The sequence below is a fragment of the Shimia sagamensis genome (assembly GCF_900182745.1).
GTDB lineage: Bacteria > Pseudomonadota > Alphaproteobacteria > Rhodobacterales > Rhodobacteraceae > Shimia > Shimia sagamensis.
In genome coordinates, this window is sequence record NZ_FXTY01000003.1 from 449,047 (window position 1) to 462,189 (window position 13,143).

Annotated in this window: 11 protein-coding genes; 4 read left to right on the forward strand and 7 right to left on the reverse strand. The window is 58.9% G+C overall.

Annotation, left to right across the window (positions count from 1 at the left end):
* Window position 1: 1 nt before the first annotated feature.
* Window positions 2–1,969 (reverse strand): glycosyltransferase family 2 protein, encoded by a 1,968-nt coding sequence (locus QOL67_RS10350; RefSeq protein ID WP_283425884.1) that lies wholly within the window; start codon window positions 1,967–1,969, stop codon window positions 2–4.
* 110 nt (window positions 1,970–2,079) lie between these two features.
* A complete protein-coding gene (gene carA, locus QOL67_RS10355) occupies window positions 2,080–3,234 on the reverse strand; it encodes a glutamine-hydrolyzing carbamoyl-phosphate synthase small subunit (RefSeq protein WP_283425885.1) in 1,155 nt (384 codons plus the stop codon).
* Between the two features lie 182 nt (window positions 3,235–3,416).
* Between carA and QOL67_RS10360 the strand changes: the two genes are divergently transcribed.
* Complete coding sequence (locus QOL67_RS10360; RefSeq protein ID WP_283425886.1) at window positions 3,417–3,884, forward strand: GatB/YqeY domain-containing protein; 468 nt, start codon at window positions 3,417–3,419, stop codon at window positions 3,882–3,884.
* Window positions 3,885–3,948: 64 nt separating this feature from the next.
* On the opposite strand, the gene QOL67_RS10365 is transcribed toward QOL67_RS10360, so the two are convergent.
* From QOL67_RS10365 to QOL67_RS10385, 5 genes are all read right to left on the reverse strand, one after another.
* Window positions 3,949–4,485 carry an invasion associated locus B family protein gene (locus QOL67_RS10365; protein ID WP_283425887.1) on the reverse strand — a complete coding sequence of 179 codons (537 nt, stop codon included), beginning with the start codon at window positions 4,483–4,485 and terminating at the stop codon, window positions 3,949–3,951.
* A 44-nt stretch (window positions 4,486–4,529) separates the two neighbouring features.
* Window positions 4,530–5,120, reverse strand: a complete 591-nt coding sequence (locus tag QOL67_RS10370) for a hypothetical protein (RefSeq protein WP_283425888.1) — start codon at window positions 5,118–5,120, stop codon at window positions 4,530–4,532.
* Window positions 5,121–5,207: 87 nt separating this feature from the next.
* On the reverse strand, window positions 5,208–6,008 hold the full coding sequence (locus QOL67_RS10375) for a phytanoyl-CoA dioxygenase family protein (RefSeq protein ID WP_283425889.1): 801 nt from the start codon (window positions 6,006–6,008) through the stop codon (window positions 5,208–5,210).
* Window positions 6,009–6,072: 64 nt separating this feature from the next.
* A complete protein-coding gene (locus QOL67_RS10380) occupies window positions 6,073–6,897 on the reverse strand; it encodes an IclR family transcriptional regulator (protein WP_283425890.1) in 825 nt (274 codons plus the stop codon).
* A gap of 40 nt (window positions 6,898–6,937) precedes the next feature.
* Window positions 6,938–8,590, reverse strand: a complete 1,653-nt coding sequence (locus QOL67_RS10385; protein ID WP_283425891.1) for a long-chain-fatty-acid--CoA ligase — start codon at window positions 8,588–8,590, stop codon at window positions 6,938–6,940.
* Window positions 8,591–8,780: 190 nt separating this feature from the next.
* Here QOL67_RS10385 and QOL67_RS10390 point away from each other — a divergent pair, with 190 nt between their 5' ends.
* The 3 genes from QOL67_RS10390 to QOL67_RS10400 are packed head-to-tail and all read left to right on the forward strand — an operon-like array spanning window position 8,781 to window position 13,130.
* A complete protein-coding gene (locus tag QOL67_RS10390; protein WP_283425892.1) occupies window positions 8,781–10,865 on the forward strand; it encodes a 3-hydroxyacyl-CoA dehydrogenase NAD-binding domain-containing protein in 2,085 nt (694 codons plus the stop codon).
* A 4-nt stretch (window positions 10,866–10,869) separates the two neighbouring features.
* A complete protein-coding gene (locus QOL67_RS10395; protein WP_283425893.1) occupies window positions 10,870–12,057 on the forward strand; it encodes an acyl-CoA dehydrogenase family protein in 1,188 nt (395 codons plus the stop codon).
* A 2-nt stretch (window positions 12,058–12,059) separates the two neighbouring features.
* The gene (locus QOL67_RS10400) at window positions 12,060–13,130 is read left to right on the forward strand and encodes an acyl-CoA dehydrogenase family protein (RefSeq protein ID WP_283425894.1); all 1,071 of its coding nucleotides are present in this window, start codon (window positions 12,060–12,062) and stop codon (window positions 13,128–13,130) included.
* Window positions 13,131–13,143: the final 13 nt, after the last annotated feature.

Here is a 13,143-nt window from a genome sequence, read left to right on the forward strand (position 1 = left end):
TCTAGCTGTCGGCCTGTTTGGATTTGGTCGGTGCCGAGAGGTCGTGGTCGATGGCCTCGACGGTTTTGCCATGGCTGGTTTTGTCCCAGTAAAACGGGGCGACCAGCATTTCGACCAATCCTTTGTAGGCCGCAAGTGTGGCCAGCGGGAAATACAGCCACATGGACAACACCCACGGATAGAGGCGGGGGCGGTTGCTGATGTGGGCGGCCGCGATCCAGAGGGCGCCGTTGGTGGTGCCTGACAGCAGAAGGGTTGTGACCAAAACCAGCATCGCGTTGTGGCTGAGAATGTCGGTCATCGGGTGAGGCAGGCCAAAGGCGGCCCCCCAAAGCAGCCAGAGAAACGGGGCCAAGAGAAACTGGCTGATGGTGCAGAGAAACAGCACTTGAAAGCCAAGAAACTGCCGAGGGCCAAGCTCACGCAGCAGTTGGCGGGGGCTGCGCATGTGCACAAGGTAAGTTGCCATATACCCCTTGAGCCAGCGAGAGCGTTGCCTCACCCATGCAATGGGGCGGCAGTTGGCCTCTTCTTGTGTGATGGTGTTGATCAGCTCGGTCCGGTAGCCGCGACGGGCCAGGCGCATGCCCAAATCAGCGTCCTCGGTGACGTTGTGACTGTCCCAACCGCCTACCTCTTCGATCACTTCGCGGCGCAGAAACAGCGTGGTTCCCCCCAACGGCACCGGAAATCCAAGGCGGGTGAGGGTGGGTAACACCAGTCGAAACCACGCGGCATATTCGATGGCAAAGCAGCGAGAGAGCCAGTTGGTATAGGGATTGTAGTAATCCAGGACGCCTTGCAGGCAAGCCACATCTGGTGTGGCGTGGGCGAAGTGATAGGCGACATGTTCAAGTTGATCCGGGGCGGGGGCATCTTCGGCATCCCAAATGCCAATAATCTCACCTCGGCAAAATGGGAGTGCGTAGTTGAGGGCACGGGGTTTGGTGGTCAATCCGGAGCCGGCGGGTACTTCGACCACACGCATCCATCGCGGCAAACGTGTGCGGGCGATGGTGTCTTGGGTGAGATTGTCATTTTCTTCGAGGACCAACACCACGTCGAGTAAGGCGCGGGGATACGACAGGCGGGTTAGGCGGCGGATCAGTGCGGATGCAATTTCAGTTTCGTGTAACAGCGGCACCATCATAGAGATGCGCGGAAGACGCGCGCGTCGGCCGTTGCGGGTGAGATGCGCCGGTAGTGTAAAGGGAGCCGCTGGGGTCCATCGCAGAGGTGGCACGGGAGGCGCGCGGCTGGTGGGCCATAGGTGGCGGAAAAGCGCAGCGACCCGGAGGCTTGTTGCTGCAATGAGGGTGACAACGGTCCACCATGTCAGCAGGTGGAGCCCCATGTTTGGGATCGGGCATGCGGCAAAAAACAGTAAAAATGCCAAGCCGACCAGGAGGCATTTTTGCAGTGCGGCTTGTTTGGTGAAGCCGCGGCAACTGTCTCTGTCTGCCACCGAGGTTTCTGCGGCGTTGGTTAGAAAACGGCGATGGTGCAGGGTGAGGTGGTCCTGAAGTTGGCACTCGTCGGCGAGAGCAAATAAGACGTCTTTTTGGTCATTGGGCAAGGCGGCACGCAGGTCGTCCAGATGGTCCGCGCGGCCGGTTACCAGAATGGCGGTTGTGCCAAGCTTGGCCCATGGCAGCACGCTGTGCTTGAGGCAAAATTCTGGTGTCAGCAGATCAGCGGTGTCTTTGGAAGGTGGTGTCCGTGCCAAATCCACCTGTCTGAGGTTGTTGCTGTGCGCTTTGAAGGCGTTGAGATCGGAGTCTGTCACCCAGCCTTGAGCCGCGAGAATTTCCGTGAGTGTGGCGTTCCATGAGGATTGACAGCGCAACGCAAAGAATAGCTGCCACGGGGTCACCAACCCATAGTCGATTAAGGCGCGGGCCAATGGTAGACGCGCCTTGTCTTGGGGGGCGGATCGTCTGGGGTGTTCGTGAAGTTGTGTGGTGCCCATACCGTACACCTACTCGCCAAAATACCGTTTTAGCCTGTGCGTGTATGGTTAATGCAAAGTTAACGTATGGCGGGATTTCCGCCATACGTCTGGATTTCCAGACCTGTTAATCAGGCGCGCGCAGCCATAGCGGCGGCGAAGTTCTCAAACAGGTAGAAGCTGTCTTGTGGACCCGGGGAGGCCTCCGGGTGGTGCTGTACGGAAAACACCGGACGGTCAGCCATGCGGATGCCGCAGTTGGACCCATCAAACAGAGACACATGCGATTCCACTACACCTTCAGGAAGGGACTGGCCGTCCACTGCAAAGCCGTGGTTCATCGAGGTGATTTCCACTTTGCCGGTGTCATGGTCTTTCACCGGGTGGTTGGCACCGTGGTGACCGTGGTTCATTTTGATGGTCTTGCCGCCCAGCGCCAGTGCCAGCATTTGGTGCCCAAGGCAGATGCCAAATACCGGAATGTTGGCTTTCAGAACGTCTTGGATCATCGGCACCGCGTATTCACCGGTGGCGGCAGGGTCGCCTGGGCCGTTGGACAGGAACACGCCGTCTGGCTTGTGCGCGAGCACTTCTTCGGCGGTTGCGGTGGCTGGCAGCACAGTCACATCACAGCCCACGGAGGCAAGGCAGCGCAGGATGTTGCGTTTGGCACCAAAGTCGATGGCCACAACCTTGTGTTTCGGGTCGGCCAACTTGGGGTAGCCATCGGGCCAGGCCCAGCGCATTTCGTTCCAGTGGTAGCTTTGTGTGCAGGTGACTTCTTTGGCCAGATCAAGGCCTTCCAGCCCGGAGAACGCGCGGGCTTTGGCAACCAGCGCTTCTGTGTCAAAGTTGCCGTCCGGATCGTGCGCCAGGGCGACGTGAGGGGCGCCTTGTTGGCGGATCGCGCGAGTCAGGCGACGGGTGTCGACGCCGCCAATGGCGATGCGACCGCGGGAGGCCAGCCAGTCAGACAGGGTGTTCAAGGAGCGCCAGCTCGATGGGGTGGTGGGATCCCATTTCACCACCATGCCTGCCGCCACCGGATCGGCGGTTTCATCGTCCTCCGGGGTCACACCGGTGTTGCCGATGTGCGGGAAGGTGAAGGTCACAACCTGGCCAGCGTAAGATGGGTCGGTCATGATCTCCTGATAGCCAGTCATGGCGGTGTTAAAGCAGAGCTCCGCCACTGTTTCGCCGGTGGCGCCAAAGCCACGTCCGTAAAACAGGGTGCCATCAGCAAGAGCGAGGCAGGCGGTCGGGTGATCGGGGGTCGAGGCGGTCATGGGCGAGTCTCCGGCTGGCAAATTGGCCGATCCATATGTCGGCGCGTCTCGGGCGTCAAGCAGATGTGTGATCTCAGTGACCCCTTATTTTAAAGGGCTTCTTCAAAAAATGCGATGGTTGCGAGTCGCTGGTCGTTTATATAAGGTCTCATGCTTATGTTTGACAGCAATTGGCAAGAAGAATGGCACTTAGAGAAGACATCAACAGCGCGCTGAAACAAGCGATGCGTGACCGCGCAGCGGACCGGCTCTCCACTTTGCGCCTGATCATGGCCGCAATCAAGGACCGCGACATTGCGGCCCGTGGTGAAGGCGAAGAAGGTGGCGGTGTGTCCGATGCGGATATCCTGTCGATTCTCGCCAAGATGGTGAAGCAGCGCCAGGAAAGCGCACGCACCTACGAAGAAGGTGGGCGACTGGATTTGGCAGAACGGGAACTATCCGAGATCACGATCATCGAAGAGTTTCTGCCCAAGCAGCTGGACGCAGACGAGATTGTCGAGGCCGTAAAAGTTGCTGTGGCAGAAGTTGGCGCAGAGTCCATTCGCGACATGGGCAAAGTGATGGGCGCGCTCAAGGCAAAGTACACTGGCCAGATGGATTTTGGCAAAGTGGGCCCGATGGTGAAAGATCAGCTCGCCAACGGCTAAGAGCCACATTGGATTTTTTAAACGGCCTCGCCAAAACGGCGGGGCCGTTTTCTTTGAGGCTGGCTTACAAAACGCCGGTACTGGAGTGACCACACTCATCCATGGCTTTGACATAGGCAGCTGTAAAACCGCGTAGGTCGACATGGATGAAGGGAGCGCCGTCGACATAGATCGACATGGTGTCACCTTGGCGCATAGCGCGCATGGCGTATAGGCTGTCCGGGTGCCCCACACCGGCGTAGGCTTGCAAGATACCTTCGTTGTCGTAGTAGCTGTGGGCCTGCGTGTAATAATCCCAGTAATTGTCGACCACCAAAGCCACCTTTTGGCCCTGACGCATGGCGGTGGCATAGCCACGAGGCGCGTGTTCTTGCACATAAAGGGCCGGGTAGTTGGCAGGTGGCCCAACCTCGGAGCTGGTGATGGAAATGCGCACAAGCGGATCTCCATCGCCGCCGGTGTAGGCGGTGCAGTTCTCGTGCAGGTAATTCCCTGCATTCACGGTTTCGGTGTAAACTTGCCAGGCGCCGTAGGTCCAATAACCTTCGGCAGTGACCGGCGATGCGAGTAAGGCCAGCAGGCCTGCTGTGTACGGCTTCAAGATACGCGTCTCCAGAATGGTGTTGGAAAATGGGCGGAGGTGGATCAGTCCACGACACCCGCGCCGGAGAAACCACATTCATCCATGGCTTTCACATAGGCCGCGGTGAACCCGTCCAAAAAGAAGCTGGAAAACACATGTCCCCCCACAACCGCGTCGAGTTGGTGGTTCTTGCGCATGGCGCGCAGCACCCATTGGCTGTCGGGATGGTCAAAGCGGAAAAAGGCGTGGGCAAAGCCGTCTTCGTCAAAATATCCGCTGACAACAGCGTCCATGCTGTCTTCGTCATCAAAGCGGATGTAAACAGCCTGTCCGTCCTGCATCACGGTTGGGTAGCCACGGATGGCGTGCTCGCTGATTGAAACACCCGGAAAATAATGGGGAGGACCGCCGTCGCCGTTGCTGATTTCGATACTCAGGGACGGCTCACCGTCACCGCCGGTTAGGGCCGTACACGTGCGCCGCAAGTCTTCGCCGGTGTCGATGGTTTCGGCAAACACGCGCCAGGAGCCGTATTCCCAAAAGCCACTGTCAATGGGGGTGGGGGCTGGCGGTGGTGCGCTGTTGGTTGGCGCTTGGGCCGGGGCGGTGGTGTTGGCGGTAAAGGCCAAAAGGCCAGCGGCAAAAAGCTTCATAAAATGTGTCCCTGTTCTGTCTGGTGTCAGGGTTTCAGAAAAGCCCTGACAAACCTTTGACGAGAATAGAGCTTTAGATATCTTTGCCTAGGATTGTTTTTTGGTTCGCGGCCACAGCGTGGGGAACCAGTCTTCGCGGAGCTTCTGACCTTCGATCATGTCGTGGCCCGGGAAGGGCGGTGAGGTTGGGCCGGGGCGCGCAACATAGCGGGCATCATCGCCAAGCAAACGTAAAGAGAAAGCGCGGCGGCGGTGGGTGGCTGTGTTGCCTCGGGCGCCATGTAAAATATGATAGTTGAAGGCCACCGCGTCGCCAGGCTCCATTTCCCATTCCAGCACGCGCATGCCCTCGGCATCCGGATCAGGGATCGGCATGTAGGCGTCTTCGTTGGGGAAGAAGCTCTCCTCGCTGACCCAGCGGGTGGGCAGCACAGGTTTTTCCCATTTGTGGCTGCCAGCCACCATGCGCAGGGTGGCGTCTTTCACCGGATCAAGCGGCGACCAGAAGCTGATGGTTTGCTGACCTTCGACAAAATAGTACGGCCCGTCGGTGTGCCACGGCGTGGCCATGGACGTGCCGGGCTCTTTCACCAGCACATGATCGTGGAACATCTGCACGGTGTTGGATTGCATGAGTTGGGCTGCGACTTCGGCGGCTTCAGAGGTTTCGATCACTTCCTGAAATTCCGGGATGCGCTGCCAATTGCAGTAGTCGTCAAAAAAGCGGCCGGTTTGGCCTGCTTTTTCATTGTTGGAGGCGTAAGGCCCGGGCTCGGCCATGTTGCGCTCCACCCCTTTGCGCAGGGTGTCGACATGATCCGCAAACAGACCCCGGATCAGGACAACGCCGTCCTGCTGATAGGTGTCGATGTCTTTGGCTGTGACCATGATGTTGTCTCCCCAAAACTGCGACAATCACGGTGGGGTGGGACAGGAAAACCGTCAAGTGATTTTAGACTTGGGTGGCGTGCAGACGTAGCGACTGTGCGATTTGGAGCAAGCGCGGGCCAAGGTCGTTTTCCATGCGGTCTTTGGTCAGGAACGGGGCAGGGCCACCAAGGTTGAGGGCCATGTCCGGTGCGGCATCGCTTGCCAATGGGAAGGGAACCGCAAGTGAGTGCACCCCTTCGTGCCAGTCGCCGTAGTTCACGTAGAAGCCTTTCTCAGTGATCTGTGCAGCGGCGGCGTTGATGCCATCAAGAATTCCGGGCCAGCGCTCGGGGCCGTGGTGCGCCGCCAACGCCTCCAGGATCTCGGCACGCTCGTCTGGTTTGCAGCCTGCGATATAGGCGCGGCCCATGGCGGAGCGGGCGAGAGAAATGCGGGAGCCAACGCCGAGTTGCAGCGACATCATGCCTTGGTCAGCACGGGCGCAGGCGAGGTAAGTCACGGTGTGATCGTCACGCGCGCCAAGGGCCACTTGCACGCCATCCCCTGCGTAGTCCGCAAGGCGTTGCATGTGGTCTTTTGCGGCGTCGCGGATTGGCAAGGAGCCAAGGCAAGCAAAACCGAGGCTCAGTGCGGGCACGCCAATGCGGTAGCGGCCGGTTTGCTCGTCATACAGCAGGTAGCCGGTTTGCAGCAACGTGTAGGTCAGGCGCGAGATTGTCGAGTTGGGCAGGCCGGTGCGTTCGGCAATGTCGCGATTGGACAGGCCCGCGCGGTCACGTGGGCGGAAGCAGCGCAGAACTTCGAGGCCACGCGACAAGGCGGTCACAAACTGGCGGTCTGTTTCAGGGGCTTGGGTGTCGCTGGCGACAGGCGTGCGTTTTCTCATTGGGTTGTGTCTATTTCCGCATGGTGGAATTTTCTATGCGTCATGAGAGCTCTTTCCACAAGACCTTGCCGACGCCGGATTTTGGCAGTGCGTCGATGAACTCCACAATAGTGGGGCATTTGTAGGCGCTCATTTGGGTTTTGCACCACCTGATGATGGCGTCCTCTGTAAGCGTGTCGCGGGCCTCGGTCTGAGGCACCACAAAGGCTTTTACACATTCGCCGCGCCGGGCGTCTTTGGCGCCGACCACGCAGCATTCGGCAATGTCCGGATGGTGCAGCATCAGCATCTCGATCTCGGCGGGCCAGACTTTGAAACCGGCGGCGTTGACCATGCGTTTCACGCGGTCGACCATATAGAAATAGCCGTCTGCGTCACGGTAGCCAATGTCGCCAGAGCGGAAAAACGGCACGCCGTCGATTTCGACAAAAGCCTCCGCGGCGGCTTCGGGGCGCTGCCAATAGCCGGTGAAGTTTTGGGGGGCGTGTATGACGATTTCGCCAACTTCGCCGTGGGGCAGTTCGGTGTCGCCGCCAATTTCGAGCACACGGCTGTCGACTTCATAGATTGGTTGGCCCAGGCACTGGCGCTTGGGGGCGTCAATCGGATTGATGTGGGTGGCTGCCATGGTTTCGGACAGGCCGTAGCCTTCGATGTAGTCCAGCCCGGTCATGTCTTTGAGCCGTTTGGCAATGGCGTCTGGCATGGCGGCGCCACCGCCGCCAATCATCTCCAACGTGGAGAGGTCGTAGCTGTCAAACTCAGGATCATTCACCAGATCAATCGCCATGGTGGCAATCGAGCGCCAACGGGAGATTTGGTAACGTTTGATCAGGGCTGCGGCCAGTTTGGAAGACCAGCGGGGCAGGATCACATTGCGCCCACCGGTCAGGATCGGTCCGCACATGCCGCCCACCAATCCGGTGACGTGAAAAAACGGCAGTGCGGCGAGGTGCACGGTGTCCTCATTGGGTGGGTTCCAGATCACGCTGGCGTAGAGCGAGGCCAAAAACGTGCGGTGGGTGTGCATGCAACCTTTGGGTTGGCCGGTGGTGCCGGAGCTATAGGGGATGACCGCGAGGTCATCGCTTGTGGTGTCGCGTGGGGCAGGTTCCTGGCCTGCGTCCAATGCTGACTGGAAGCCGGTGATGCCGAGTGGCGCGGCTTCCTGTTCGGACATGGCATGTACCTGATTTGCTGGAGCCAGGTCGAAATCCTTCTTGCCCATGTCGGTCATGCGGGTGCCGATCAGGGTGGTGAGGTCGCCGCGCTTGAGGGCCGGCAAAATGTGCTCGGAAATCTCCAACGCACAGATCGCGATTTTGGCGCCGGTGTCGGCGACCAGATAATCGATTTCAGCCTGCTTGTTCATTGGATTGACCGGCACCACCGCACCGCCTGCGCGCAGGATGGCAAAGAAGCTGATGATGTATTGCGGGCAGTTTTGGGTGTAGAGCAGCACCCGGTCGCCTTTGCTCAGGCCGACGTGCTGTAGATAACCTGCAAGCGCCGTCACGCGGGCGGCGATGTCACGGTAGGTATAATCCGCGCCGTTGTAGGTGACGGCAATTCGGTCGCCCCATTTGGCCACGGCTTCGTCCATGCTGACATCAATTGGCTGATCGGGCCGCGCAAAGGTCCAGTCTTTGCCGGTTGGCCAGAAATCCGGAATGCGGGCGTTTGGGTGGGGCATTGTGCCGTCCTTTGATCTTGCATTTCCGCGCGGGGCGTAAGGTAGCCTAGCGCGGCTTGTCAGGTTTTCAGCGGGAAATTTTGCGCAAGTGTCGTCGCGTCGTTTTTTCCGCGGGGGAGCGAAACAGATGTTCGTGTGACTGAAGCCGCCGTAGACTAAGGACAACATATGTATGCGAGGGAGGCTCACGATGGGCGAGAACAAGGTCACCGTGGAATTTGTGGAAGATGTGGCGCTGATCTGCATCAACAACCCGCCAGTGAACGCCAGCGGTGTGGTCGTGCGGCAGGGCATTGTCGATGCGTTGGATGAGATCAAGGCGGCCGGCTCAGCCAAGGCGATTGGTCTTTACTGCGCTGGGCGGACCTTCATTGCCGGTGCGGACATCACCGAATTTGGCAAGCCGCCACTTGAACCGGGCTTGCCTGAGGTGTGTAACATCCTTGAGGACAACGAGATCCCGATTGTGGCGGTGATCCATGGCACGGCGCTGGGCGGCGGGTTGGAAACCGCGATGGGCTGTCACGCGCGGGTGGCTGTGCCGACGGCGAAGGTGGGATTGCCAGAAGTGCTGCTTGGTATTCTGCCGGGCGCAGGTGGCACGCAACGCGCGCCACGTTTGGCGGGGATTTCCAACGCGCTGGATCTGATCCTGTCTGGCCGTCATGTGCCTGCTAAAGACGCGCTTGAGATGGGTCTAGTAGATCGCATTGACGACGGTGAACCGCGTGAGGTGGCTTTGGCGGCGGCGAAAGATGTCGTGGTGGGCACGCTGGCGACACGTCGGACCGGTGAATTGACCACCACGCCCGATGACGCGGCGATTGAGACCACGATGGCCGCGGTACAGAAGAAGCATCCACATCTGATTTCTCCGCAGAAATGTGTGGAGTGTGTTGCGGCCTCGACCGGGGATTTCAAAGAGGGTCTGGCGTTTGAGCGGGCGCGGTTCATGGAGTGTTTGCCCTCGCCACAATCCAAAGGCTTGATCCACGCGTTCTTTGGGGAACGGGCTGTGGCCAATATCCCGGAGAGGAAAGCGCAGGCGCGGGACATCGCGAGCGTTGGTGTGATTGGCGGCGGGACCATGGGGTCTGGTATTTCCACATCAGCGTTGATGGCGGGGCTGCCGGTCACGTTGATTGAGGTCTCGCAAGAGGGGCTGGATCGCGGTGTGGCAACCATCACCGGCAATCTGGATGGCGCGGTGAAGCGTGGCAAGATGAGCCCAGAAAAGCGCGACGCGGCGCTGGCCAAGCTGACGGCGTCTACCGAGATGGAGAGCCTCGCAGAGGTCGATCTGGTGATCGAGGCGGTGTTTGAGAAGATGGAAATCAAGAAAGAGATTTTCACCAAGCTGGACGCGATTTGCAAAGACGGCGCGGTGCTGGCGTCCAACACGTCATATCTCGACGTGAATGAGATTGCGGCGATGACACGCCGACCGCAGGATGTGCTGGGGCTGCACTTCTTCTCCCCGGCGCACATCATGAAACTGCTGGAAGTGGTTGTGGGGGAGAAGACCGCGCCGGAAGTTGTGGCAACGGGTTTTGCGCTGGCCAAGAAGATGCGCAAAGTGGCTGTGCGCGCGGGCGTGTGTGATGGATTCATCGGCAACCGCATTCTGGGGCATTACCTGAAAACCGCGAGTTACCTTGTTTTGGACGGGGCGCACCCGGATCAGGTGGACAAGGCGCTGGAAGGTTTTGGATTTGCCATGGGGCCACATCGTGTGGGCGATTTGGCTGGGTTGGATATTGGTTACATGACCCGCAAGCGGTTGGCGGCAACGCGTCCAGCGGAAGAGCGCTATGGCGGGGCGATTGCTGATCGGTTGAGCGAAAATGGCTGGAACGGACGTAAAACCAGCAAGGGGTATTATGTCTATGAAGGCCGTGACACGCTAGAGAACCCGGATCTGAACGCGATTATCGACGAGGAACGTGCCAGAGCAGGCATCACGCCACGGGTGTTTAGTGATGAGGAAATTGTTGAGCGCTACATGACTGCGATGATTTCTGAAGCCGCGCGGGTGGTTGAAGATGGCATTGCGCTGAGGCCGGTGGATGTGGACGTGGTGTTCCTGTCTGGCTATGGCTTCCCGCGCTTCCGGGGTGGGCCGCTGCATTACGCGGATACCATTGGCGCGGCGGAGCTGGTGAAGCGCATTGAGGCCTACGCCCAAGAGGACGCGCATTACTGGAAAGTGCCGGCGCTGCTTCGGAAAATGGCCGAGGATGGCGGCAGCTTTGCGGATTTAAACAAAGGGAAGTGATGCCATGGACCTGAGGTATTCCAAAGAAGATCTGGCGTTTCGCGATGAGGTGCGGGCGTTTCTGGCCGAGCACCTGCCGGAAGAGATTTCCAGCGCGGTGCGCTCCGGGGGCGAACTGACCAAAGCGACGATGGAAGACTGGCACGCCATTCTGAACACGCGTGGGTGGTTGGCGACAATCTGGCCGAAAGAGTTTGGTGGGCCGGGGTGGTCACCGGTGCAGAAACACATTTTTGAGGAAGAATGTTGTCGGGCTTACGCGCCGCGGATTGTGCCTTTTGGGCTCAATATGCTGGGGCCGGTGCTGATCAAATTTGGGTCCAAAGAGCAGCAAGACCATTACCTGCCGCGCATTCTGGACGGCACGGATTGGTGGTGTCAGGGCTATTCAGAACCCGGCGCGGGGTCGGATTTGGCCTCGCTCAAAACCCGGGCGGAGCGGGATGGCGATGAGTGGGTCATCAACGGTCAGAAGACCTGGACCACTTTGGGGCAGCATGCCGATTGGATTTTCTGCCTGTGTCGGACCGATCCCGATGTGAAGCAACAGGCGGGCATCAGCTTTATCCTTGTGGATATGGCGACGCCAGGCATCGAGGTGCGTCCGATCAAGCTGATCGAAGGTGGGCATGAGGTGAACGAGGTGTTCTTCACCGATGTGCGGGTGCCAATTGGCAATCTGGTTGGCGAGGAGAACAAAGGCTGGACTATTGCCAAGTTCCTGCTGACCCATGAGCGTACCGGCATTGCGGGTGTTGGCTTCTCCATGCAGGCGTTGGAAGAGGTGAAAGCGATTGCCCGCAAGACGATGCGTGGCGGTAAACCGTTGATTGAAGACCCACTGTTTGCGGCGCGGATTGCGCAGGCGGAGATTGACCTTGAGGCGATGAAAATCACCAACCTGCGGATGTTGTTTAAGGCGCAGGAACAGGGCGCGCCGGGGCCAGAGACGTCGCTCTTGAAAATCAAAGGTACGGTGATCAATCAGGAACTCAAAGACCTTGCGCGGCGCGCACTTGGCCCGGCGGCGGCACCGTTCCCCGGCCACGTGAGTGAAGGCAACCTGATGTTTGGGCCAGCCGATACCGAGCACAATGCCGGGCGGTATTTCAACAACCGCAAGACGTCGATTTTTGGTGGGTCCAACGAGATCCAGCGAAACATTGTGACCAAAACCATGCTGGAGCTCTGACGATGGATTTTAATCTGACCGAAGATCGCCAGATGTTGGCAGATACCTTGACCCGGTTTCTGGGGGAGAAGTACCCGGTCGAACACCGGATTAAGGTGGCATATGAGGCGCCATATCACGATCCCGCGCTGTGGGATCAACTGGTGGAGTTGGGTGTGCTTTATGCGCTGGCACCGGAAGAAGCAGGCGGCATGGGGGGCAGCGGATTTGATATTTCCGTTGTGTTTGAGGCGCTTGGCAAGGCGTTGTGCCCGGAGCCCGTGTTGGGCGCGTTGATGTCCTCGCGGATTTTGGCGGCAGCGGGAGCGGATCAAGAGGCGTTGCTGACGGGCGCGACCAAATATGCCGTAGGGATCACCGAGATTGATGCGCCGTATGAGCTTGATCAGATTGCCACGGTGGCCACGGCCAAGGGTGATGGCTTCACCCTTTCTGGGCGCAAGTCGACGGTCTATGGCGGGCAGGTGGCGGATGTCGTGCTGGTGGCGGCAAAACACGGCGATGGTTTGGCTGTGTTTGCGGTCAATGTGAACGACGTGAACGTGACCGGGTACGGCATGATGGATGGCGGGGGTGCTGCGGAAGTGCTGCTTGATGACACGCTAGCGACTTTGGTCTTGGCGGACGCGGCTGCGGCGCTGAAAGACGCCGTAAACGCAGGGATTGTCGCTCTTTGTGCCGAAGCTGTGGGCGCGATGGATGTGACACATGCGACCACGGTGGACTACCTCAAGCAGCGCAAGCAATTTGGTATTCCGATTGGCAAGTTTCAGGTGTTGCAGCACCGTGCAGTGGACATGCTGACCGAGATTGAACAAGCGAGGTCTATCACGATCAAGGCGGCGGCGGAGCTGGGTGGCGTGGATGCTAGCCGGTATGCGTCGATGGCAAAAAATATGATTGGTCGGGCGGCGCGTTTGGTGGCGGAAGAGAGCATTCAGATGCATGGCGGAATTGCCATGACCTGGGAATATGCGGTGAGCCACTATGCCAAGCGGTTGATTATGCTTGATGCGCAGTTGGGCGACACGGATTATCACCTGAGCCAAGTGATGAAAGGCTATGCGGCCTAGGCTGAGGGCAGAA

Coding starts and splice junctions, on each gene's coding strand:
- QOL67_RS10350 (WP_283425884.1), bottom strand. CDS start 1,969: ATGGGCACCACACAACTTCACGAACACCCCAGACGATCCGCCCCCCAA.
- carA (WP_283425885.1), bottom strand. CDS start 3,234: ATGACCGCCTCGACCCCCGATCACCCGACCGCCTGCCTCGCTCTTGCT.
- QOL67_RS10360 (WP_283425886.1), top strand. CDS start 3,417: ATGGCACTTAGAGAAGACATCAACAGCGCGCTGAAACAAGCGATGCGT.
- QOL67_RS10370 (WP_283425888.1), bottom strand. CDS start 5,120: ATGAAGCTTTTTGCCGCTGGCCTTTTGGCCTTTACCGCCAACACCACC.
- QOL67_RS10375 (WP_283425889.1), bottom strand. CDS start 6,008: ATGGTCACAGCCAAAGACATCGACACCTATCAGCAGGACGGCGTTGTC.
- QOL67_RS10380 (WP_283425890.1), bottom strand. CDS start 6,897: ATGAGAAAACGCACGCCTGTCGCCAGCGACACCCAAGCCCCTGAAACA.
- QOL67_RS10385 (WP_283425891.1), bottom strand. CDS start 8,590: ATGCCCCACCCAAACGCCCGCATTCCGGATTTCTGGCCAACCGGCAAA.
- QOL67_RS10390 (WP_283425892.1), top strand. CDS start 8,781: ATGGGCGAGAACAAGGTCACCGTGGAATTTGTGGAAGATGTGGCGCTG.
- QOL67_RS10395 (WP_283425893.1), top strand. CDS start 10,870: ATGGACCTGAGGTATTCCAAAGAAGATCTGGCGTTTCGCGATGAGGTG.
- QOL67_RS10400 (WP_283425894.1), top strand. CDS start 12,060: ATGGATTTTAATCTGACCGAAGATCGCCAGATGTTGGCAGATACCTTG.